We start from the raw sequence: 22,226 nt of genomic DNA on the forward strand, positions 1-22,226 counted from the left end.
GTCCTCGCCGGTGGCGAGGACACGGCCCACCTCGTGACGAGATGCTCGATGCCGGTTCTTCGAGCCCGGCGGTCGTCCGGGGCCAGGCCGGGGAGGTTGCGGTGCACGCGCGGGCGAGGGGACCTTAGCTGTCTCCTTTCGCCGGGCGCCAGCACGAGGCGCTGCCTCGGGCGTTAGTGAAAGGGCGGGCGAGCTGAGCCTCGCCCGTGCCGGCCGTCGCAGTCCTCTGTGGGGGAGGTCAGCGGCGGCCGGCTCCTGGGTGCGGGGGTGCCGGTTCGGTTCCGTCTCTTTGGTCAGAGGCGGTAAACGTCGGATCCGGGCAAGTTGTTGCAGGCGGCAGAGACGGAGTGGCCTACCGGCAGGCTGATTCCGATGGTGCGCTCTTTGTTGATCTTGTCCGTGCAGATCGGAATCTTCACACGGGTCACCGAGCCGTGGCCGACTGACGCCGGTTCGCCTGCGTTCGCGCGGGAGCGATGACCGCGCCCGATGCTCGTCATGGAAGGACCGTGCCTACGGCCGCCGCCGTTTGGGGGAGGCAAGCGGTGGCTGGGTCAGTCATGGCATGGCTCGGGAAAACCCTTCGGGCCTATCCCGCGGCCAGAGAGGCATTCAGACGTTCGCGGAAGTCCCGGACCGCCGGGACAGCCATATGCGATTCCATGCGAGAGGCCAGCTCGTGCAGGGGCCCGGTGGATCGATGTGAGCTGATGGTCTCGTTGAGAGCAAGCGCGGCGTTCGCGGTGACGCAGGAACCCTCGATTTCTCCCTGGCGCCATTGGGCATCGGCTCGCCGGGCGAGGAAGAGTGATTGAGTGCGCACGCGGTCGGCAGGGAAGAGCTCCGACGCTTCGACGAAGGTTCCTTCCGCCCTGCTGGGCTGATCCATATCGAGCTGGCTACTCGCCAGGGCTCCCAGCAGCTCACTGCGGTCAAACCAGGAGACCCAGTCCGGGTCGTCCTGCGTGGCCCCGCGCTCAAGCAGCGTCGCCGCGCGATCGAGGTCGTTCCAGCACCTGGGGTCCCTTTGGTGAGCGCGCGCTCGGGCCCGCCGTGAGTACAGCATGGCCTCGATGCGCGGGGTTGCCCGCCCGCGGGCGGCGGAGAGAGCCGCGTTGATCATCTTCTCGGCATCGGCAGCGCGATCGGTGTTATAGGCGGCGATGGCCCAGAAGGCCAGAATGTGACAGCCCAGGGCTGGATCGGCCGCCGCATGGGCGGTGTGCAGGGCGGCGTCGAAGGTGGCATCGTCGCAGGCGCCATGGAGATCGAAGGTGGCCCACGCCTTCATGCGGGCCAAGTCGGCGGCAGCGGCGTGAAGTCGCGCCCCGTGGGCGTCGCTGTACGTGCGCTGCTCCAAGAGGTTGGCTACCAACTTTAGGGAACTGTCCGCTTCTCGGATGAGCTCTCCGCCACCGTCGACGTCGTCGTCGTGTCGTAGGGAGCGCACGCGCTGTTCAAGGCGGGCCACGGCGGCTTCGCCGAGGCGTCCACCATGGGTGATCTGGCCGGCTGCTGCTGGGTCGGCAGTCAGCCACTCCCACAGGGAGGAGGTCAGGGCGACTCCGGTCAGCAGTACGAAGTTCCTTCGGTCCATGGGCATGGGGTGGTCCTTTGACACGTCGTTGAGCGCGGCGATGGCGCCGTGAGCGTCCCAGCTGCGGCGGGGTGGTTGCTGGAGCGGGTCCAGGGCCAGCCAGTGGGGCCAGGGGGAGGTGCCCAGGGCGTCCAGATCGATGCCGAGCAATTCGGCGATGAGCCGCTGCGCTTCAGGTTCAGGAGTGCGGCCGCTTTCCCACCGGTATACGCCGTCCTTGCCCGTGCCCAGTGGGACGCCGCGGTGGGTCGCAAGCTTCATCAGACGCCGGGCGAACTCGGGGCCCGTCCAGCCCCGAACTGTCCGCGCTCGATAAAGTAAAAAAGCCTTCTTTTGGCCTCTGGCTCGGCCACTCGGCACCTGCACCATCTGACCAGTGTCGCGCGTTAGAAGATCATCAGGAACCGTCAGCTCGGGTGCGCTTGGGTGCTCTCAATAGCACCCAAGCGCACCCGGGCTACGCCTTCACCGATACCACTCGCGTCCATCAACGTTGTCCTCGCCAACGTCGCCGCCCGCTCCTCGGTTGGAAGCCGAGATACACGACGGGCGGGGATACGACTTCACGGAGGACAAATGAAGGACGACAAGGCGCAGGACCCGACCACCGAGCCGGCGCAGGGGTACACCCCCGCAGCGGTTACCGACCTGGGCAGCGTCACGGACGTCACCCTCGGCAGTAACCGCAGCAACAACGCGGACGACACCGAGTACTTCCAGTGATCCATCCGCGGTGACGGATGCGTAACGCGGCGCCCGGGACAGGCACAAAGCCATCTGTCCCGGGCGCCGCTGCTCCAATCCATTCCGGCCATAGGAGGCGGCGGCCATGAGCCGTTTCATCGTTGGGCGGTTCTCGCGAACCACGATTGCACCCGTGCCCCGAGAGGGCAGGGAAATCTTGATCAGCTCGGCCCTGCGAGTGTGGGCCGTGGGCCACTCCAAGAAAGAAACTTGCGCGGTGTCCATGCCGTCGGCCGACGGTAGTGACACGCAGGTACTGACCGCCGGATGCTGTCTGGCAACCGATCGTGAACGGTTGGCAGCGGTGCGTGCTGCTCACGCCGGCGACGTGCGCGCCGTGTGCCGGCTGCCGGGGGCGCATCTCACGGTGGTCCGCGAAGGATGGAGAACTTGGATCGTCGGTGACCGAGCCGGCGTCGTGCCCGTGTATTGGGTACCGGACCGGAACGGCATCTGGTGGGCCACTCACGCTGCGCCCTTGGCCGCGCTCAACGGCTCCTCCCCGAATCTTGCCCTGCTCCTTGGCGAACTGGCTTTGAACGGGGTAGATACGCGGCATACGGACGGTCCCTACAACGGCGTGCGACGAGTTCCCCCCGGTCACGCGCTCGTTGTCGGCGATGGCTCCTACGAGGCAAAAGTCCTCGACATGCATCCCGCGCAGTCCGTGGACTTCCTCGACGGCGCCGACGCTGTTCGTGACGCCTTCACCACGGCGGTCACCCGTCGCGTGAAGTCCTGGGACCGTCTCTCCAGCGACCTGTCGGGCGGCATCGACAGCAGCAGCGTGACCTCCGTTGCGGCGTGTACACGCCCCCTGCTGGCCGTGACCTACACGGACGCCCAGATGCGCAAGGGGGATGATCTTCAGTACGCCCGCCACCTGGCGGAGGCAGTGGATGGAATCAACCACGTGGTGATCGACGGGACAGTCGCGGACGTCCGACACTTCGACGGCCTGGAAGAGGTTGATCAACTCCCCGTCACGGACACCCCTTCGTTGACTTTGGGGCTGCTGGCGATTAAGGACGCGCAACTGGCCCCGGCAACGGCATATGGCGCGCAGGCCCACCTCACGGGACGAGGAGGCGACAACGTCTTAGATGCTGTCACCGCTCACCTCGTTGACCAGTTCCTGTCTGGGCAGCGGCTCCCCGCGCTGCGGTGCGCGACCGCGTACGCTCATTCCCGCTGCGATGCTCCCTGGCGGGCATGGCAGCAGGTTCACCACACCGCCAGTACGGCCTACCCCGACGCCCTCGAACGCCTGGCTGCCGGCATCACGGCCTCGACAGCGCACCCACGATCGCCCATTGGGGCGCTTGCGTGGTGTTCGGTGACGCCAGGTGCCTCTTGGCTTACAGCCGCAGGCCAGTCCCTCGTCACGGAACTCATCCGGGCCCGCGCCGGCACCGCTGACCCTGACGTAACCCCTGCCAGGCTGCACGAGCGACTTGCGCTGGAGTGGATGGCCACCAGCCATGCGCAGTATGCCGAGATCGGGCTCCAGCGGTGGCAGCTCGCCATCCACGCTCCGCTCCTCGACACCACCGTGGTCGACGCGTGCCTGAGTATCCCCACCTACCAACGCGCCCGTCCCGGGACGTACAAACCGCTGGCGCAGGCAGCCTTCGCGGGGCTTGCCCCCGCTTGGCTGTTCACCAGAAGCAGCAAAACCGCTTTCACGGGTAGTCTCTACGCTGGCCTGTCTCGCAACGCACCCACCCTGCGGCGGATCCTGGGCAGCTCGCAGCTCGTCGAGGCGGGACTCCTCAACTACGACAGCGTCGCCACTGCGCTGGACAGCGCGATCTCGGGTGTGGCTGCTCCTCTGGCGCAACTTCATACCTTGGTCGTCACCGAGCTGTGGATCCGTCGAACCTCCACGGCCTACGCCACGTGGTGGTCCGAGGAGGCCTTGGCGTGCCGCTGACTACAAAGGTCTACACCGCGATCCTGCCCAACGGAAGCCTGGCCGTGATGGACACCCGAAAGGGCCGCGGACGGTGGCTCCACCTCAACGCGTCCGCCGGACGTGTCTGGCACTACCTTCTCGCCGGGGCCACCCTCAAGGCGGCAACCGAAAGCGCAGCGGACCACTTCATCGGGCTTGGCGCGGACGAGGACACCGTCCGGGCGGATATGGCGGCCCTGTCCCACCGGCTCCTTGAGGCAGACCTGGCTAGGGCTCAAAAGGCACTCCCGCCGCTTCAATGGTGCCGTCCGCGGCCCTTCCCCTCCGCGGAAGTTCAGCCGTCCCGGACTGACCGCTTTGCAGCGGCGGCCGGGCTGGCGGCCGCCTTACTCCTGCTGCATTGCACGCCCTTCCGCTTCGGTATCTGGGTCGGCCGCCTCCTGGCACGTCTGCCCGGATCCGACGCCACAGCACGCGAGGCCGAGGCCCTCTTCCTGGCCGTCCGCTGGGCGCGAAGTATTTGGCTGGGCAGAGCTGCTTGTCTGGAAGAGTCGCTGGGGTGCTACCTGGCTCTTCGGCTGCGCGGCCGCAGAGCCGCCTGGGCCATCGGCGCCCGGGCCACGCCTACCGCCACCCATGCGTGGGTGGAGGCCGAAGGTCAGGTCATCGGGCAGGACCTCGGGGACGAGATCTGGCCGTATCGTCCCGCCGTGCGGGTCTGAAACAGCACATACATTCGCTACCCGTCGCCACCCTGCGCCAGTGTGACACTCGAAGGAGTGAATCGTTGGCGCAGGTATGACGATCTCCGCATCAAAGCCGCACACCGGGTCCGCACGGCGGCAGCACACCAGTCGACCACACAGCGCGATCGCGCAATATACCGTCAGCGCAGAGCGCCACGACGACGCTCTGGAGGCGTCGTGGTCGACCATCGTGCGTCGACTTCCTCGTCTCTCCGGCCTGGCCATCCGACTTGCCTGGACCGCCGATCCACGCGCCGTTGTGCTTACGTGCCTGCTGCAACTCCTCTCCGGAGGGGTCACCGCCGTCGGCCTCTACGCCACTACCACCGCCTTGGCGCCGCTCCTCGCGGCTGGCCCGACGACCGAACGGCTTCTACACGCCATTCCATCGATCGTCGTTATCACCGCAGCGGCTTGCACCCGATCCGTCGTGGCGGCCCTCACCCTCGCCACCACCGCCCGCATCGGTCCGCGAGTCGACGGAATCGCCGAGGTGCGCTACCTGGAGGCCGCCACCCAAGCCCCGCTGGCCGCCTACGACGACTCGGCCTGGAGCGACCACAGCGAAGCCGCCAGCCGAGCGGCCAAGGACGCACATCTCATGCCCGAGGCCCTAACCGCCGTCCTGGCGTCGGTGCTGGGTCTGATCGCGGCAGCGGGGGTACTCACCCACCTCCACCCAGTGCTCCTACCCCTGTTGCTGCTTGCAGTGATCCCCCGTGGATGGGCAGCGGTTCGATCCGCTCGGGCTGCCTACCTCGCCGATCGGCACACGCTTGCGGACCGCCGCCTGCGGCACTCGGTGATGTACACCACTGCAGGACGCGCCAGTGCCCTGGAAGTGCGCGCGTTCACCATGCGTCCCTGGCTCTTGGAACGGTTCCGAACCGTTGCCACCCGACTGGAATCCGCAGCGGCAGAGGTCGGCCGATCCGCCGCCCGCTACCAGCTCGTCGGCGACGCCATCGCCGGCACGGCGACCGGCGCGGTCTATGCCTCCCTCATCGGCCTGACCGCTGCTGGAGCCGTCGCTCCGGCAGCGGCCGGCACCGCTGTCATCGCGATCCAGACCAGCCAACGCCTCTTGGGCTGCCTCGTCCAAGGCGTGAACAATGCCTTCAAGACTGGCCTGTACCTCAGCGACTGGGCGAGTTTCCTCGCAGACTGCGCCAGCCGATCCCGACGAAGCGGAGGTGATCAGCTTGCGCCGGCCGACCCGAAAACGATCGAGGCCAACGCAGTCACGTTCTCCTACCCTGGCAGCAAGCATCCCGCTCTCCACGACATCAACGTCACCGTCCACAGAGGCGAGGTTCTGGCCATCGTCGGCGCCAACGGTTCCGGCAAGTCAACGTTGGCGAAACTCCTGGCTGGCCTCTACAGCCCCGACACGGGAAAGGTCACCTGGGGAGGCGTCGATCTTTCCACCGTGAACCCCGAAAGCGTTTGGGCTCAACTCGCCCTTTTGCCACAGGAGTTCGGCCGATGGCCAGTGAGCGCCCGTGACAACATCACCCTCGGCCAAGGCGCATGCGACGAGGAAAGCATCCTTGCCGCTGCCCGCATTGCGGGAGCAGACAGTGTGCTCGACGGGCTCCCGGACGGTCTCGACACCAACCTTGCCCCCTCATGGTGGGGAGGTCGCGATCTCTCCGGCGGTCAATGGCAACGCATCGCTGGCGCACGCGCGTTCTACCGTAATGCCCCGGTCCTCATCTGCGACGAGCCCACCTCCGCGCTCGACCCTCTCGCGGAATCCGCCTTCTACGAGCGGATCCGCGCGCTCAGCGAGGGGCGCACGGTGATTTTGATCAGCCATCGGCTGGGTTCAACGCGGTCAGCCGACCGCATCCTGGTCCTCGACAACGGCGAGATCACCGAAGAAGGCACACACAGCAGCCTCATCGAACGGCGAAACGGTACCTACGCAACGATGTGGCGTGCGCAGGCGGACACCTATGCGAACGGTGAGTGAAAGTATGCGGACGCATTGAGTTGTCCGGGCAGGTGATGGGAACGACTTGGGCTTTCGGCCAGTATAGATACGCTCGAACGCATGAGCGTGCCTACAGAAGGGCTGACTCTGGGGGCTGTCAGCGCGATCGTCGAAAAGAAAATCCTAAACAACAAGATCCGCATTTTCCGGCCTGGCGAACCGGTGTTCAACCCGGACACGGGCCAGTACGAGCCCGGCCCGCCCGTCACCGTCTACGACGGTCCGGGGGCGCTCTTTCCGGCGAACGGTCCTTCCGTGGTCCTTTATTTGGCCGGACAGGCGTACGTGGATGACACCCCGTCCCGTTACCGACTCCTGACCCCGCTCTCCGCCCCGGTGGCCTCCCGCGAGGACACCGTGATCGTCGTGGAGGCGGACGACGAGTCGGCCATCGGCCGGACGTGGCGAGTGATCGATATCGGGGAGACCTCGACATTGAGCGTCGTGCGGACGACGTGGGTGGACCAGAACACGCAGAAGACGGGGGAGTGAGGTGACCACCGCCATCGATCCGGAGGAAGTACGCAAGGAGCTGGAAGCCAAGCTTCTCCTCGACACCGTTCGCGTGACCCGTCCGACTGGCACGCCGGTGCTCGATCCCGAGACCGGCCTCGTGGGGGAGGTGCCCGCGGTGCTCGTCTACGAGGGACCTGGGGCCATGCTGTCGGGGCACGGCCAGGTCACGGCAGAGGGGATCGTCGGGAAGCAGTGGCTCGATGACACAGTCTCCTGGTATCGCCTGCTCACCCCCCTCGGGGCGCCGGTGCCCGCCCGGTATGACCGGGTGGAGGTGACCGTCGCTCGCTCCGGCAGCGCGGCGACGGGCGGAAGGGTTTGGCAGGTTCTCGACCCGGCGGAGGCGTCTACCGTCGAGCTGGTTCGCGTCACCCGCCTGGACGAGATCACGCCGCCGTCGTAGGCGATTCGGAGTATCCGAGAACCGGCCTACGCTCGGCGTATGGAGATCACGGACACTCCGGCCGCCGCCCTTCACCATGTGCGGGTCGCGACGGACGGAGTCAAGGCGTCGCTACACATAGACGGAACAGACTTCTCGCGGGTCGCTTCCGGCTACACCATCCACCAGCAGGCCGGCCAGCCGGCGGAGGTGATCATTCAGCTCGCCAAGGGCCAATCCGGTACGGACTTCGACGGGTACGCGCGGGTCGCGGTCGGAGTCCCCTACGAACCCGGGCCGGCAGCAGCCGCGTTCCTGTCGGCCATGGACGCCGGGCTGCTGGAGAAGTCGGCTCTGGCCCGACCCGACCTGGACGGCGGCCCGTACGGCTTCACGAAAGCTGTCCTTGCCCAGCTTCAGCAGTGGTCCCGGGGGGAGTTCGACCAAGCCGAGGAGAGCAGCTGATGGCATCCCCTCGGAATCCGCACCCGAACGCTCACCCGCTGGCCGGGGCGCACAGCAACGCACCCCAGGTCGCTGCACAGTTGAACGCGCGTGCTGCCGCGGCACTGCCAGCGGTGGCCAGCGTCGTCCAGCACTACGCCATGCTGCTGGAGACTGCGGTCAAGGTTCAGGCGAGCGGCAGGCCCGGCCCGAACGCGCCAACAGGCGACTACCGCCGTTCCTGGACCCACGAGTTCAGCATCAGCGGCATGAACGCGGAGGCCATCGTCGGCACGAACAAGCCGCAGGGCCGGCGCCTTGAGTACGGCTTCGTTGGGGCGGACATTCTTGGGCGGATCTACAACCAGCCGCCGTTTCCCCACGTCGGGCCAGCCGTGGAAGAGATCCGCCCGCTGTTCCTGGCGGCTGTTGGAGCGGCGGTGGGCGACTGATGGCCGTATCTGGACGAGTGCTCAGCCTGGCCGTTCAGACGATGCTCGGCACTGCGACGGGCCGATCCTGCGGGTACGGCACCGCGCCGACCGCGAGCAGCCTGCCGACTGGCGCCGCCACCCCGTACAGCGTGCTGTACCCGGTCGGCTCCATGAGCGACGGGCCGCCCTTCGGTGACGCGAGCGCAGATGCGCGGATCGTCTACCAGGTCACGTCAGTGGCCACGACGGCCGAGCAGGCCGAGTGGATGGCGGACAAGGTGCGGGCGGGCATGCTCGCCCGCACCGCACTCGGCTACACCTACCCCATCACCGCCGCTGGCTACGTGGTCATGTCCCGGGAGCTGGACAAGGAAGAAGGCGTGGCCGCCGCCAGCGGCGTATACAGTTACGTTCAGCGGTTCGCGATCGAGGTCACAACCCTCGGCGGCTAACCGCCCCACCTCACCGCGGAGGTCCCTCGCGGACGCCCGGCCACTCGGCACGGGCCGACTCCCAGCTTGATCTGTTGGGGACGGGCCTGCCGCTTTCCGGGGCCGTCAGCGTCCCCGGAGAGTGAGAGTCGCGTGTCCACCACGCAGCAGCGTTTCATGCGCCGCGGAACCAGCATCTTCTACTTCTTGCAGAAGATCGCCGCTGACGACAACGTCCCCACCCGCGCCGAGCTCGCGCCCTCGAACGCGACCAATCTGTCGGAAACCATCTCGGACGTCGAGGGATGGTCGCTGGAGAACAGCCCCATCGACACCCCGGACATGGGGTCGACGTTCGCCAGCGCGATCCCCGGCGAGGACAAGGCTGACAACTCGTCGCTCACCTTCTACGAGGACAAGGTCAGTGACTCGGTGGAGACGCTGCTGTCCAAGGGGGTCACCGGCTTCGTCGTCATCCTGCGCAAGGGCGACGTGCCGATGTCCAAGTCGATGGACATCTTTCCGGTCCGCGTCGGCAGCCGCAGCCCGTCCTACTCGACGGCGAGCGAGCCCGCCAAGTTCAAAGTCACCTTCGGCATCACCCACGAACCGACCCTCGACGCCGCCGTGCCGACGAAGGCCGCCTGAGCGGGGGATGCCGTATGACCACCGCCACACACGTCGCCCCGCCCGCCGCCGCGGTCACCCGGGACGCCCACTGGGCTGCCAAGATGGCCAAGCTCAAGGCCCGCCAGCTGCCCGAGCGCAGCCTGCGGGTGTGCGACGACGACGAGGCGAAGAAGACCGTCACCGACGCCGCCCTGGAGCTGGCGAAGGCGCGCACCACTGCGCGCGCCGAGTCAGTCGAGCAGGGCGTTGCGGAAGCTGGTCGTGAGGACTGGATCGTTGTCCATCCCGACGTGGTTGCCGCACAGATTCGACTCGACGCCGCCGAACGCGCCCTGGAGGACGCGACGGTCGTCCTGACCTTCCGAGCCCTGCCACGGCCGGCGTGGGAGCAGCTTCTGCGTGACCATCCGCCGACCGAGGCGCAGGCCGACCGGGGCATGGAGTACAACGTCGAGACCTACCCCGCGGCGCTCATCGCTGCCTGCCACGTCGAACGCGACGAGACGGGTACGGAGGTCCCTGGCATGAGCGAGCGGGAGGCCCAGGAACTGCTGGACGCCTGGCCGGACTCCGAGGCCAAGGCTCTGTTCACCTGCGCACTGCTGGTCAACCAGACGTTGAGGGCTGACCTGGGAAAAGGCTGATCTCCGATCCGGGCTTCCGTGCGGAGATGGAGGTCTGCGCCTCGTACGGCATCCCGCACTCGCAGTTCACCGGGGCGGGGGACGGGCGGTGGTCGGCGCTCGACCGTGCGAAGGCCATCGCCTACCTAACCTACTCGCGGGCCGTGTGCGAATCGTGCGGTACCAGGGCCGAGGAGTGGGACGAGGCAGCAGGTGGCGACCGCTTCGCGTACGTCACCGAGACACACCGGTGCATCGGCTGCGAGCTGATGGCCATGGAGCAGGAGCAGGTCCCGGAGGGTCCGGAGGGGCGTGGGGTCAAGGTCGGGCTTCGGCCCAGGAAGAAGGCGTAGCCAGTGGCTGGGGCCTACACCCTGTACGTCCAGGTCCAGGCCGGAGTGTCCGGCCTGGTCGGTGGTCTGCGCACAGCGGCAGGCCAAGTCACCGCGTTCGGCGGGCAGATACGCCGCCTCGACGGCGACCTCAATGCCCTCGCCGCACGGTCGGAGCGGACTCGCCGCGCGATGGCCACCGGGTTCACGGTGATGGGCGTCGCGCTCGGCGGCGCCTTCGCCATGGGCGTGCGCAGCGCCATCGAGCTTGAGAAGCACATGGCGAACGTCATGACGATCTCCAAGGAGATCAACGCCGCCAACATCAGCAAGTTCACGGACCAGATCGTTGAGCTGAGCACGCAGCTCCCGCAGTCCGCCGACCAGCTCGCTGAAGGCTTGTACCAGGTCGTCTCGACAGGGTTCGATGGCGCGGACGCCATGACGATCCTGCGCGTCGCGGCGCGCGGCGCTGCGGCCGGCCTGACGACCACCGAGACGTCCGCTCGCGCCCTGCTGGGCGTGCTCAAGGCGTACGGAATGGACGCCTCGCAGGCCAGCGACGTCATGGACGTGATGTTCCAGACCGTGAACTACGGCGTCGTGAGCTTCGAGGAGCTGGCCCAGCAGCTCGGCGACGTTGTACCGATGGCCGCCGCGGCGGGCGTGAAGTTCGATGACCTTAGCTCCGCTTTCGCGGCGATCACCCTGTCCGGCATCCCGGCTGCCGAGAGCGCGACGGCCCTCAACATGCTGCTGACGCGCATGATGAAGCCGACCCAAGAGCTGTCCGCCATGATTAAGGGCTTCGGGTACGAGTCGGCTGCCGCGGCGCTTCAGCAGGACGGCCTGTACGTCGTCATGCAGAAGGTACGCAACGCAACGGGCGGCAGCGCCGACCAGCTTGTTCCCCTCCTGCGGGACATCCGGGCCGTCCGCGCCGCGCTGGCACTCTCTGCCGCCGATGGCAAGAACTACGCCGCGACCTACCAGGGCATCAGCCAGGAGGTCGAGCGGGCCGGGGCGACGCAGAAGGCGTACGCGATCCAGATGGACACGACGGCTGGCCAGTGGAGTCTCTTCCAGAACCGGGCCCAGGCTCTTGGCATCGACATGGCTCGGGTGCTGCTACCGGCCCTGCAAACCGTGGGGGAGTACCTGAACGTCCTGGCCGGAGGGATCAATGATTTGCCGGGCCCGGTGAAGTCGCTGATGGGCATCGTGATCGCGCTTTCGGCCGTCGTGCTCTTGTCGAAGGCCGCGTTCCTGAAGTTCGGCGCGCAGCTCACTGTGTTCCGCACGGAACTGGCTGCAGCGCGAGCAGGGGGCTCGGCGCTCCCCGCGGTCCTCAGCGGCGCGGGCATCGCGGTGGCGGGTCTTACCGCCCTGATGGCCATCGGCGTCGGCGTTTACGCGGCGTACTCGGCCAGCAAGCAGAAGGCAAAGGCCGCCACGGACGAACTGGTCGACGCCCTTCGCAAGGAGCGAGATGAGGGCGAACGGGGCGCGGGCCTGAGGGCGCTGACCGAGCAGCTGACCAACAGCGACGACGTCAAGAAGCTCAAGGACGCCGGCATAGACGTCACAACCGCTATCGACGCCATCACCTCCGGGGGCGAGAAGCTAAGGAGCCTGCGCGAGGAGCTGCAACGGGGGAAGGACGCCTCGTGGGAGGTCAAAGGCAACGTCTACGTGTACGACATCAACTTCGACCGAGCCAAGAAGGTCCTGGACAAGCAGCACAAGATCTGGTCGGACGCGGTCAAGAAGGAGAACGAACTTGCCGCGAACATGGCCATCATCAACAACAAGATCAAGAATAACCGAAAGGAGATGCTCGGGGCGTGGGACCTGACCCAGGACCTGCCAACCGACAAGAACGGTGCCCCGCAGTTCACGGAGCAGATGGAGGCGATGGGAAAGACACTCGCCTCGATCGTGGACCCGGCAAAGGCGTGGAAGGCCGCGCAGGACAAGATCGCCGAGGCGAACCGTAAAGCGGGCCGCTCCGCCGACGCGTCCAAGGCGTCGCTCGCTGACTATGTCGAGGAGCTGCGGAAGCAGCTCAAGGCGCAGCGTGACTTCCAGAAGAACCTGGGACGGCTCGCCGCTGATGGACGCCTGGACCTTGCTGACCATTTCTCCACGCTAGGACCCGACTCGGCGTCCATCCTCGACGAATTGGTGAAGCAGCTCCAGCGGGGCAAAGGGAAGGTTGCCGACGAACTCGAATCGATTATTTCGGAGTCGACTGCCCGATCCACTCCAGCCTTCCGCGCCGGCTTGGAAAAGCTACCGGCCATCGCGGCGAAGTATGGGAAGAAGATCGCCGAAGCCTGGACCGATTCTGCGGCAACGAATGATCCAGGCAAGCTCGCTCGCGTCATGCGTGACATGGCCGTCGCAGACATGTCGAACGCCGCGAAGAAACTACCCAAGGCTGCCTCCGCACAGCTTGAACAGGGAATGAAGCTGCTCGCGGACGTCTCCGCCAAGTACGGCAAAGAGGCGTCCACCTCCCTTGCGCAGTCCTTCCTCAACGGCGACGTCGAGCAGATTCGTTCGCAGCTCGGCTACATGTACGGGGCCGACATGCCGATCAACGCCCCGGATCTGTCTGGAGTCGTGAACGCCTTCAAGCAGGCAGGCGTTCAGTCGAACGCGGAATGGTCCGGGATGCTCAGCCTCGTCGTGGCGGTTGCTCAAGCCAAGGGAACAGAGGCAGCCACTGCCCTCACCAGCGCCCTGCTTTCCGGTGACATGGCCGCCGTGCAAAGCCAACTCGACGGCATTGGTGCTTCTGTGGGGCGAATTCCCGGGAACAAGACGATCACCATCTCCGTCAACAAGCCGGCCGCAGTGACCATCCCTTTCATTGCCAAAGTCCAGGCTACGTCATGGGACAAGGACGCCAATGGTGTCCCTGACCTGATCCAGGCCCCCACACGCCAGGCCAACGGTGGACTGCTGGATTTTTACGCCCGAGGCGGAATCCGTCGCGAGGACCACACCGCGCAGATTGCTCCCGCGGGAGCGTGGCGCGTGTGGGCAGAGCCCGAAACGCAGGGGGAGGCGTACATTCCCCTTGCAGGAGCCAAGCGGGCCAGGTCCAAACGCATTCTGGAAGAAGTCGCCCACCGGTTCGGCGGCGAAATCACCTACCACGCTGACGGCGGGCTATCCGCGTTTACCTACCGACCGCGGACTCTGTACTCCCTGTCAGGAATCGCCAGCGATTCACAGGACAAGAAGGGCGACTTCAGCCTCGACCTATTTTCCAAGAAGCTCCACCAGTCGGTGTCGACGGCCAAGCGTTGGCGCGCCGACCTGGACACCGTTGCTCGCCGCGCCGGACAGGACGTAGCGGCGGCTCTGGAAGAGATGGGCGAGGAGGGCGTCTCCCTCACCCACAAGATGGCCACCGGCAGCTCGAAATACCTGCGGTCGATGGTGAAGGACTTGCAGGACCTTGCTGCCGCGTCGAAGGCGAGCCTGGGTGAATACACCGGGCAGCTCCGTCAGGCCGTGAAGGACCAGACCGGGTTCGAGCAGAACTTGGCCAAGCTCGCGGCCGGCGGCTTCGGCGCGCTGGCGAAACGCCTCGCCGAGCAGGGCGACCAGGACGCCGCCGAGCTCGCCGCGCAGGCCGTGAAGGACAAGAAGAAGGCGAAGGCGGCGAACGACGCCGCGATCAGCGCCAACAAGACAGTGGCAGGCGGCGACCTGCCTGATTTGGTCGCGATCACCGGCGCGATCAAGAGCTCCACGACCGGCCTGCACGCGGTGGCGGAGGCGACCGGGCTCGATGAGGACCACATCATCGAGATCGCGAACTCGGGCCTGTCCCGCCTGAAGAGCGCCCTGGGCTCCAAGGGCGCGAGGTTCTTCAATGACCTGAGCCGTGCGAACAAGGGGCTGTCGTACGCCAACGGCGGCATCCTCACTCCGGGCCTGTACGCCACCTCCGGCGGCCTCATCAAGTTCGCCGAGCCGAGTACCGGCGGAGAAGCGTTCATCCCGCTCGGCGCCGCGAAGCGCAGCAGCGCGCTCGCCGTCCTCCACGACGTGGCCACACGCTTCGGGATGCGTCTGGCCGGCGCCGCCGCGCCTCCCACGCGGCTCGTCGATGCCCGGCCGACGACCGCCATCAAGGTCACCGTCGTCCAGCAGCAGCCGAAAGCCCTGGTGGAGAACATGCCGATCACCGTTCAAGGACGCGGCAGCTCGCCGCAGGAGCTGTCCGGAGAGATCATGCGACGGCTGCGGAACGCCCAGCGCGGAGGACGGATCTGATGTCTGGTCTCAACGAATGGCAGATCGACTTCGCCGGCGTCCTGATCGGTCACGAGACCTCCGTGCCGACCTCCAACGTCGAAGGGCTCGGGCCCGCCGAGCTCCGAACGCAAGACGTCTCAAACCCGGCTGATGATGGGGCATTCCCTGGCGTGGACCTGTACTCGCCGCGCGTCGTCCGCATCGAGGCAGGCATCCGCACGCCTGGGGAACCCGCAGCGGCCCTAGACAAGCTCGCCGAGATCGAGGCTGCCGCCTCCGATGCCAAGATCCGCCGCACCGCGGGCGCGCTGGCGGCGCTACGGTTCCGCTGGCCCGGTCGCCAGACGAAGCTGCTGTTCGGGCGCATCAGGCGTGCCGAGGTGGTCTCCACCTCGGATGCCATCCACGGCTGGATCCCTCTGAATCTGGAGTTCACCGCGCTCGACCCGCGCTTCCACGACGACCAGCTCTCCAGCATCACGCTGCCACTGGACATCTCCCGCACCGGCGGAGGCTTCAAAGCGCCGCTCATGGCCCCGATTACCACCGGCATCGCCACACCGGATACCCGACCAGGGTGGGTGGTCAACGAGGGCAACACGGGGGCGTGGCCGACCATCCGTATCACCGGCCCCGTTTCCAACCCCCGCATCCTGCACGCTGAGACCGGCCGCGTCATCGACCTCGACATCACCCTCGGTGTCGGCGAGCACATCGACATCGAGACCCGCCCCGGCACGCGGTGGGTGCTGCGCAACGGTAGCGGCAACGCCGCCCCCGCCCTCTCAGGGGCCTCGCGTCTGGACCTCTTCCAGGTCCCCCCGGGCCGCAGCGAGATCCGCTGGACGGCTTCCGACTACACCAACGCCACCCGCCTTACCGTCACTTGGCGGTCGGCGTGGACCGCACTGTAAGAAGGAGAACCCGCTGTGACCCTCGTCCAGCCACCCATGCTCACGCACGGCGGCACCCACCCCGCCCGAGCGTTCCGCATGATGGTCAGAGACCTCGCCCGTGGTTCGCAGGGCGTGACCGAAGCCAACGACCTCAAGGTGCGGCAGCTTTCCACGCCGGGCTCCGCCGTGCGCGTCGGAGACGGGTCCTCGGTGATACGCGGCGCCTCGTGGGGCCAGGGCTCGTACACGCAGTACAACGTTGGTGACGCTATCGTGCCCGTTGCGCCGACCGGCGCCTCGGGCCGGTCCGACCTGCTGGTGCAGCGGATCGAGGACCCTGAGTACGAAGGCACCCGGGACCCGGCGAAGGACGACATCGGCTACTTCCAGGTGATCCCCAACGTGTCCGCGACCACCACGACGGTGCCGATGGGCATGACCGCCATCCCGCTCGCTCGGCTGGACATCCCGCCGAACACCGCGACGATCACTGACGCGATGATCAAGGACCTGCGCCGCATCGCGAACCCCAGAAGGGACCGGCGCCTCTACACAGCCTTCCCGGGCAGCTTGTCCCGCCTCACCTACCAGGACAACAAGTGGTACACGTGGCCGACAGCCGCGCGCTGGACGATCGCCGTGCCCGACTGGGCCGTCGACGTCAAGGCCGTGACGACGATGGCGGGACTGCGCATGGATAGCGCGGACGTTTACGCGCAGATGCAGCAGGTGATCGGAACGGTGCAGGGGCAGAACACCGCGATCGATGACGACCAGGGCAAGGGCGTCCGCCGATCCACCATCGTCCTGGCCGACAACATCAGTGTGACGTCCTCGATGCGGGGCACCAACCAGGTCCTTTACGTGCAAACTTTCATGTCTAAGAGCGAGACCGGAAACCTCGGGGTAGACGGCTCGACGTCTCTGGTGTGCGACGTGGAGTTCAACGAGGGCGTCATCTGACGATGGCGTACCGATACTTGACCCTGCACGCTCTCACCGGCACCGTCCTCGCCTGGGATCTGCCGCTCACCGATGTCGAGTTCGGCCCGGAGCTATGCGGGCCGGGCAGCTTCACCGGTGTCATCGAGCCGCGGTTGGCCAACCTCACGACCGCCCACGTCGATGCCGGAACCACGCTGCTGTTCGCCGAGCGAGACCACACCCTGATGTGGGGCGGCGTCATCTGGCGCGCGGAGCCCGAGGGACAGAAGGTGCGGCTGGAGGCGGCCGGCTTCGGCTCCTACCTCACCAAGCGGCACGACCTCCACGGCAACCTCGACGGCCGCGGGCCGTGGGTGAACGCTGACCCGTGCCAGGTGATTCGCGATGCCTGGGCCTACTGCCAGGCCCAACCAGATGGAGACCTCGACGTCACGGTTGACGCGACGACGTCCGCGGCGAAGGTCGGCACGCCGGCCGAGCCCTATTCCACAGCGTGGTGGGAGGCGCCGCCCCTCAACACGGTGGTCGATGACATGGTGGCCGTGGCCGGCGGTCCGGAGTGGAGCGAGACCGTCGCCTGGTCCGGCAACGCTCCGACGCGGCGCATCCGGATCGGTTGGCCGCGCCTGGGGACGCGGCGGCAAGACATCAGCTTCACCTCGGGCATCAACGTCATCACCACCGTGCCGGTGGAGTACGACGCCGACAACTACGCCCAGGTCGTCGTTGGACTCGGCGCCGGGGAAGGCCGGTCCCGACGCCGAGCTGTGGACGCCGCCCGGAACGGCCGCCTGCGCCTGGAGCAGGTCCTTGAAGTGCCCAACGAGAAGGCCAACGACCGACTCGCCGCGCGCGCCCGCACCGAGCGGGTGAGCCGGTCGGTCATCGGAGAGGTCACCGAGGTCGTTCTGCGCGACCACCCGGCGGCCCGTATCGGCTCGTTCCAGATCGGCGACGACGTGCGCGTGCGCCTGAACGACGAATGGACCCAGTACGACGGCTGGGCGCGCATCACGGGGTGGAGCTTGAGGCCGCCGTCCGACGACGAACCGGAACAGGTCACTGTGCAGCTGGTGCGGGCAGACCGCTATACCTATGGAGCCTGACCATGACCAACCAGATTGCCAACCTGGCGGCCCGCCTGGCAGCGGTCGAACGGCGCCTGGCCAGCACAGCTCGTACGGCCCAGCTCGCCTACTCCTCCATCGAGGACGGCGCGATCAACGTCTTCGACCAGGACGGGTCCCTGCGTGCGGTGATCGGCCAGCAGCCGGACGGTACCACCGGCATCAACATCGTCAACGGCCCCCCGCCGCCCACACCGGCTCCCCCCACCGTCAACTCGGTCCTCGGTGGCGTGGCCGCAGCATGGGATGGGAACTTCGTTGACTCGGTGGCCGCACCGCTGGACTTCGCCAGGATCGAGGTCCACGCGGCCGGTCTTGACAGCTTCACGCCGAGCGCGGCCACTCTCTGCGGCACGCTCGACTCCCCGCGCGGAGGCACGCTGACGATCCCGGCCGACCAGCCGCTCTACGTGCGCCTGTTGGTGCGAAACACCTCAGGGGCCGCGTCAGCTCCATCTGCCCAGGCCGGGCCCGTGGGCCCAGCCCCAGTCATCGCGCAGGAAGTTCTGGACGGGATCATCAGCGAAACCAAGCTGGCCCGCGACGCCGTGACCAGCGCGGCGCTCGCGCTCGGCGCGGTCAATACCAGTGCGATCGCCGATGACGCCATCACCACACCCAAGCTCCTGGCAGGGGCGGTCACAACGGACAAGCTGTTCGCCTCAAGCGTGACCGCCGAGAAAATCGCGGCCCTCGCGGTCACGACCGACAAGTTGAGCGCGCTCGCCGTTACCGCTGACAAGGTTGCCACCAACGCAATCACGGCGGCGAAGATCGCTGCCGGTGCCATCGACGCCACCCACATCAAGGCAGGCGCCATCACTGCGGACAAACTCGACGCCGGCGCCATCAACGGCAAGGTCGTCACCGGCGCAACCATCCGCACGGCGGACAGCGGTCGGCGGATCGTCCTCAACCCGTCTTCGGACTCCGAACCCGCGCTGGAGATCTACTCCGGATCCTCGTCGGAGACGGCACCCGGACGAGTGCGTGCCAGCGTGCTGGACATGGGCAACTGGCTGCAGCCGGAAGTCGTATTGGAGTCCCCAGCGGTGGCCAGCTCCAGGGCGGATGTGACACTTCGCTCGCCGGAACTGAACGGCATGGGCCTGGTGAGGTTGGAGCCCTCCGACCAACTGGATGGCTACGCCCACATCACCGTGAAGAACGGCGGTCCGAACGGCGACTCTGAACTCACGCTCTACGGCTCCCGCGGCGGCAACGTGGGCGGGGGCTCCCATTCCATGGTGCTCAAGGGAACCGGGATCACGTGGAACAGTGGCACGCGGCAGATGACCTTCAGCGGAGGCGTCCTGCGGGCCCCGAACATCGTGTCTGGCGCTGTGTCGATCACCCCCACGGCTAATACGCCCACATCTGTCACAGTCAGTGGACTGAGTGTCGCGGGGACAGTGTTCCGCGCGTTCGTCACGGCGAATGCCTCGGTGCCTGGCTCAGTGGCGGAGTGCACCGCGACTAACGTCACCGCGAACGGCCTGACGGTATGGATCAATCGGTCCACAACCGCAACCACGAGCGTCTGGTACCTGATCATCGGGAGCTGATCGAAATGACCAATCCGTACCCCACTGAAGTGTCCGAATGGCCGTGCGTAACGCTCATCGCCACCTGCAGAACCCGGGGCTGCCCTGCCGAAGGGGTCCCTTTCGAAGGCGTCTACTTCGAAAACCTTGAGCCTCCTCTTTATCGAGGCCAGTGCGGGCAGTGCGGGCAGGTCTCAGACCTGCGGACTCCTATGGGTGCCCCTGCCTAGTGATCTCTCCTGTAGACCGCTGCTCTTGTTGGCGCACCAGGTCATCGAAGCTCAGTTGGCGCGCCTGATCTTTGCTCTCAAGGCCGTCGGCCCACACGGCCCAGCGGTTTTTCCTATTGTGCCATGGCCCGTACACATGCAAGCCATTGGAGAGCTGCGCCACCAACCTGAAATGAGTGAATTTCTCTCCACGCCAAGGTGACTCGCCTTCGATCCATTCGATGTCGCAGATGCACGGAGCTGCGCCGAAAGGCTCAACTTCCCCAAGTGGCTCATCTTCTACCGGATTGGCGTGTCGAATTGCTTTTACGGGCCTACTTGGGAAAGCCTCCGTGGGTGCCAGGAATCGCCGACGGCCGCGCTCGCTCAGGTAAATTCTCATCGAGGTTACCTTTGTTGAGTTTTGACCGTGATTGAAAAGGATGAAAGATACCGTGTCTTCGGAATCAGAGGAACCGGGGGAATGAAGCACTCTCACTCCTTTGATTCTTGCGAGCGGTTTTGCTCTCCTGTACGTGGCGTAGGCGATAAGCATGCTGCAAGCGGTGAATAGTGCACTTGCCGAGGAGACGATGATGGCGATGGTAGGCAGTGACATGCTGCAATCCTTCCCGTGGGCCGACTCGTCTAGCTTCGGGTTGAGCAACATTTGCGGTTTCGCCGAGGTTTTCTTTCAGAGTGCGGGGCAGGCTGCGTGGTGACCCCATCAACATGCACGTTGGAGACGTCACGTCGGAGACTAGACTTCGGAGTACGGTGCGGGGCCGCGATGGAGGACGACGCCGTGACCGAGCCGCAGGGCCAGGACCCCACTCCGTGGGAGCTGCTGCGGGCCATGCAGCAGATGCGCGACGACCTGCGCTCCGACTTTGCCGCGCTCGGGGCCAGGCTCGCCGAGATGGTGACAAAGATCCAGTACGAGGCCGACCGGCGCACCGACGAGCTGAGAATCAAGGCCGTCGAGGACGACGTCGCGGCCATTCAGCGTGAGCGTGACGAGGAGCGTCAAGAGGCCCGGTCCGTCCGCCGATTGGCGCTTACGGCCCTCGTCGCGCCGGTTGTCGTCGGGGTGATCGTCGCGATCGTGATCGGCAAGCTCGGACTGTAAGCTCGCAGCAGGCGCGGGGGAGAACTGGAACGCGCCATGCCTGACCTGTGGCTGCCCGGAGCCGAGCGGCACCCGCTCAGCGATACCGCACCCACCGACACCCAGTACGCCCCGCGCGTGATCTGGCACATCACCTGGGACAAGAACGGCACGGCCGCAAAGCCCGCCGACCTCGTCCCGTTCGACCAACTCGTGCGGTACTTCACCGGCGCGGGCAGCGGAGCGGCTCCGCACCTGCTGTGGGACCCGTTCACCGGGAGGTCCGCCCAGTTCTACCCGGCCAACAGCCGTGCCAAGTCCGTAGTCGACACCGCCGGCGGCACACGGACGAACCGCACGGGTCGGCTGTGCCTCCAGGTGGAGACGCTGTTCTTCCCCTACTGCCGCGTCAACGGGAAGTCGTACGCAACCGTGCGGGACACCCCTGCCAAGGGACTGGACGCGATCCTGGCCTGGGCCCGGAGCTGGGGCGTGCCCGACGTCTGGCCGATGGGTTTGCCTACGTGGAGCGCGAACCGCGACGAGCACACGTGGGAGACCGCTGGCGGGCACTACGGTCACAGCCAGGTGCCCGAGAACGAGCACAACGACCCCGGACCGATGCCGACCTGGCCCACCACGACTCCGGGGCCCAAGCCGGGACCGCCGCCGTTTCCCGGCCGCGGCGCCTTCGGGCCCGGCAAGTCGAACGCCTCGATCCTCCTCCTCGGGCAGCAGCTCGTTCGGCGCGGTTTCGGCAAGCACTACCGCGTCGGCCCGTCGCGCGACTGGGGGGAGGCGGACCGTCTGAACGTCCGGGCCTTCCAAATCGCACAGAACTGGAGCGGTTCCGATGCCGACGGCTACCCCGGCCCGCAGACCTGGGCCCGTCTCTTCGCCTGAACCCCGCACCTGAAAGGACCCACACGATGAACCTGTACGCATCCCTCCTGCGCACCGGCGTGCCGGCCGTGGTCGGCTGGCTCGTCGCAGTGGCCCTGCGGCATGGCCTCGACCTCGACCCGACCGCCGTCACCGGAGTGCTCACGCCGATCGTGATCTTCGTCTACTACGGCGTGTTCCGCTTCGCCGAGGAGCACCTGTCACCCCGCTTCGGGTGGCTGCTCGGCTACGCCCGCCCGCCCAGGTACGAGGCCCCGCGGGTTCCGCTGCCGAAGACCTGATCCGATCGGCGCTGTGTGAACAGGAAGAAGGCCCCCGTCTCGCGACGGGGGCCTTCGACCTCTTGGAAGCACCCACACTACTCGATCTCCGGAGTCTTCGAACCCCTCTCCCGCGCTGGTTACAATCTATGTGCGCACGTAGGGCGAT

At 66.7% G+C, this 22,226-nt stretch carries 23 protein-coding genes; 20 read left to right on the forward strand and 3 right to left on the reverse strand.

What is annotated here, in order from left to right:
- Window positions 1–293: 293 nt before the first annotated feature.
- Window positions 294–500: a hypothetical protein gene (locus tag MUU72_RS29705; protein WP_248016513.1), complete on the reverse strand. Its 207-nt coding sequence runs from the start codon at window positions 498–500 to the stop codon at window positions 294–296.
- Window positions 501–589: 89 nt separating this feature from the next.
- On the reverse strand, window positions 590–1,966 hold the full coding sequence (locus MUU72_RS29710) for a helix-turn-helix domain-containing protein (RefSeq protein WP_248016514.1): 1,377 nt from the start codon (window positions 1,964–1,966) through the stop codon (window positions 590–592).
- Window positions 1,967–2,173: 207 nt separating this feature from the next.
- Here MUU72_RS29710 and MUU72_RS29715 point away from each other — a divergent pair, with 207 nt between their 5' ends.
- The 17 genes from MUU72_RS29715 to MUU72_RS29795 all read left to right on the forward strand — a co-directional run bounded on the left by MUU72_RS29715 (window position 2,174) and on the right by MUU72_RS29795 (window position 19,598).
- Window positions 2,174–2,320 carry a hypothetical protein gene (locus tag MUU72_RS29715; RefSeq protein ID WP_248016515.1) on the forward strand — a complete coding sequence of 49 codons (147 nt, stop codon included), beginning with the start codon at window positions 2,174–2,176 and terminating at the stop codon, window positions 2,318–2,320.
- A gap of 106 nt (window positions 2,321–2,426) precedes the next feature.
- Window positions 2,427–4,274, forward strand: a complete 1,848-nt coding sequence (locus MUU72_RS29720; protein ID WP_248016516.1) for an asparagine synthase-related protein — start codon at window positions 2,427–2,429, stop codon at window positions 4,272–4,274.
- Window positions 4,265–4,978, forward strand: a complete 714-nt coding sequence (locus MUU72_RS29725) for a lasso peptide biosynthesis B2 protein (RefSeq protein WP_248016517.1) — start codon at window positions 4,265–4,267, stop codon at window positions 4,976–4,978. Before MUU72_RS29720 ends, MUU72_RS29725 begins: the two co-directional genes overlap by 10 nt.
- 76 nt (window positions 4,979–5,054) lie before the next feature.
- Window positions 5,055–6,977: an ABC transporter ATP-binding protein gene (locus MUU72_RS29730; RefSeq protein WP_248016518.1), complete on the forward strand. Its 1,923-nt coding sequence runs from the start codon at window positions 5,055–5,057 to the stop codon at window positions 6,975–6,977.
- Between the two features lie 81 nt (window positions 6,978–7,058).
- On the forward strand, window positions 7,059–7,490 hold the full coding sequence (locus MUU72_RS29735; RefSeq protein ID WP_248016519.1) for a DUF6093 family protein: 432 nt from the start codon (window positions 7,059–7,061) through the stop codon (window positions 7,488–7,490).
- A gap of 1 nt (window position 7,491) precedes the next feature.
- The gene (locus MUU72_RS29740; protein ID WP_248016520.1) at window positions 7,492–7,917 is read left to right on the forward strand and encodes a DUF6093 family protein; all 426 of its coding nucleotides are present in this window, start codon (window positions 7,492–7,494) and stop codon (window positions 7,915–7,917) included.
- 39 nt (window positions 7,918–7,956) lie between these two features.
- Window positions 7,957–8,361: a hypothetical protein gene (locus tag MUU72_RS29745; RefSeq protein WP_248016521.1), complete on the forward strand. Its 405-nt coding sequence runs from the start codon at window positions 7,957–7,959 to the stop codon at window positions 8,359–8,361.
- Window positions 8,361–8,792: a hypothetical protein gene (locus tag MUU72_RS29750; RefSeq protein ID WP_248016522.1), complete on the forward strand. Its 432-nt coding sequence runs from the start codon at window positions 8,361–8,363 to the stop codon at window positions 8,790–8,792. Before MUU72_RS29745 ends, MUU72_RS29750 begins: the two co-directional genes overlap by 1 nt.
- A 17-nt stretch (window positions 8,793–8,809) precedes the next feature.
- Window positions 8,810–9,226 (forward strand): hypothetical protein, encoded by a 417-nt coding sequence (locus tag MUU72_RS29755; protein ID WP_248016523.1) that lies wholly within the window; start codon window positions 8,810–8,812, stop codon window positions 9,224–9,226.
- A 132-nt stretch (window positions 9,227–9,358) separates the two neighbouring features.
- Window positions 9,359–9,853, forward strand: coding sequence for a phage tail tube protein (locus MUU72_RS29760; RefSeq protein WP_248016524.1), 495 nt, complete (start codon window positions 9,359–9,361; stop codon window positions 9,851–9,853).
- Between the two features lie 14 nt (window positions 9,854–9,867).
- Entirely contained in the window at window positions 9,868–10,479 is a 612-nt protein-coding gene (locus MUU72_RS29765; RefSeq protein WP_248016525.1) for a hypothetical protein, read from the forward strand.
- A 26-nt stretch (window positions 10,480–10,505) separates the two neighbouring features.
- On the forward strand, window positions 10,506–10,811 hold the full coding sequence (locus MUU72_RS29770; protein WP_248016526.1) for a hypothetical protein: 306 nt from the start codon (window positions 10,506–10,508) through the stop codon (window positions 10,809–10,811).
- A 3-nt stretch (window positions 10,812–10,814) separates the two neighbouring features.
- The gene (locus MUU72_RS29775) at window positions 10,815–15,083 is read left to right on the forward strand and encodes a phage tail tape measure protein (RefSeq protein WP_248016527.1); all 4,269 of its coding nucleotides are present in this window, start codon (window positions 10,815–10,817) and stop codon (window positions 15,081–15,083) included.
- Window positions 15,083–15,979, forward strand: coding sequence for a phage distal tail protein (locus tag MUU72_RS29780; protein ID WP_248016528.1), 897 nt, complete (start codon window positions 15,083–15,085; stop codon window positions 15,977–15,979). Before MUU72_RS29775 ends, MUU72_RS29780 begins: the two co-directional genes overlap by 1 nt.
- Before the next feature lie 15 nt (window positions 15,980–15,994).
- Window positions 15,995–16,924, forward strand: coding sequence for a hypothetical protein (locus MUU72_RS29785; RefSeq protein WP_248016529.1), 930 nt, complete (start codon window positions 15,995–15,997; stop codon window positions 16,922–16,924).
- Between the two features lie 17 nt (window positions 16,925–16,941).
- On the forward strand, window positions 16,942–18,012 hold the full coding sequence (locus MUU72_RS29790) for a hypothetical protein (RefSeq protein WP_248016530.1): 1,071 nt from the start codon (window positions 16,942–16,944) through the stop codon (window positions 18,010–18,012).
- A gap of 2 nt (window positions 18,013–18,014) precedes the next feature.
- A complete protein-coding gene (locus tag MUU72_RS29795) occupies window positions 18,015–19,598 on the forward strand; it encodes a hypothetical protein (protein WP_248016531.1) in 1,584 nt (527 codons plus the stop codon).
- A 189-nt stretch (window positions 19,599–19,787) separates the two neighbouring features.
- On the opposite strand, the gene MUU72_RS29800 is transcribed toward MUU72_RS29795, so the two are convergent.
- The gene (locus MUU72_RS29800; RefSeq protein ID WP_248016532.1) at window positions 19,788–20,405 is read right to left on the reverse strand and encodes a hypothetical protein; all 618 of its coding nucleotides are present in this window, start codon (window positions 20,403–20,405) and stop codon (window positions 19,788–19,790) included.
- A 186-nt stretch (window positions 20,406–20,591) separates the two neighbouring features.
- Here MUU72_RS29800 and MUU72_RS29805 point away from each other — a divergent pair, with 186 nt between their 5' ends.
- From MUU72_RS29805 to MUU72_RS29815, 3 genes are read left to right on the forward strand one after another with little or no spacing between them, the layout of a single operon-like run.
- Window positions 20,592–20,915, forward strand: coding sequence for a hypothetical protein (locus MUU72_RS29805; RefSeq protein WP_248016533.1), 324 nt, complete (start codon window positions 20,592–20,594; stop codon window positions 20,913–20,915).
- 36 nt (window positions 20,916–20,951) lie between these two features.
- Complete coding sequence (locus MUU72_RS29810) at window positions 20,952–21,797, forward strand: peptidoglycan-binding protein (protein ID WP_248016534.1); 846 nt, start codon at window positions 20,952–20,954, stop codon at window positions 21,795–21,797.
- Between the two features lie 26 nt (window positions 21,798–21,823).
- The gene (locus MUU72_RS29815; protein WP_248016535.1) at window positions 21,824–22,078 is read left to right on the forward strand and encodes a hypothetical protein; all 255 of its coding nucleotides are present in this window, start codon (window positions 21,824–21,826) and stop codon (window positions 22,076–22,078) included.
- Window positions 22,079–22,226 lie beyond the last annotated feature (148 nt).

It is taken from the genome of Streptomyces rhizoryzae (assembly GCF_023155275.1).
Classification (GTDB): Bacteria; Actinomycetota; Actinomycetes; order Streptomycetales; family Streptomycetaceae; genus Streptomyces; species Streptomyces rhizoryzae.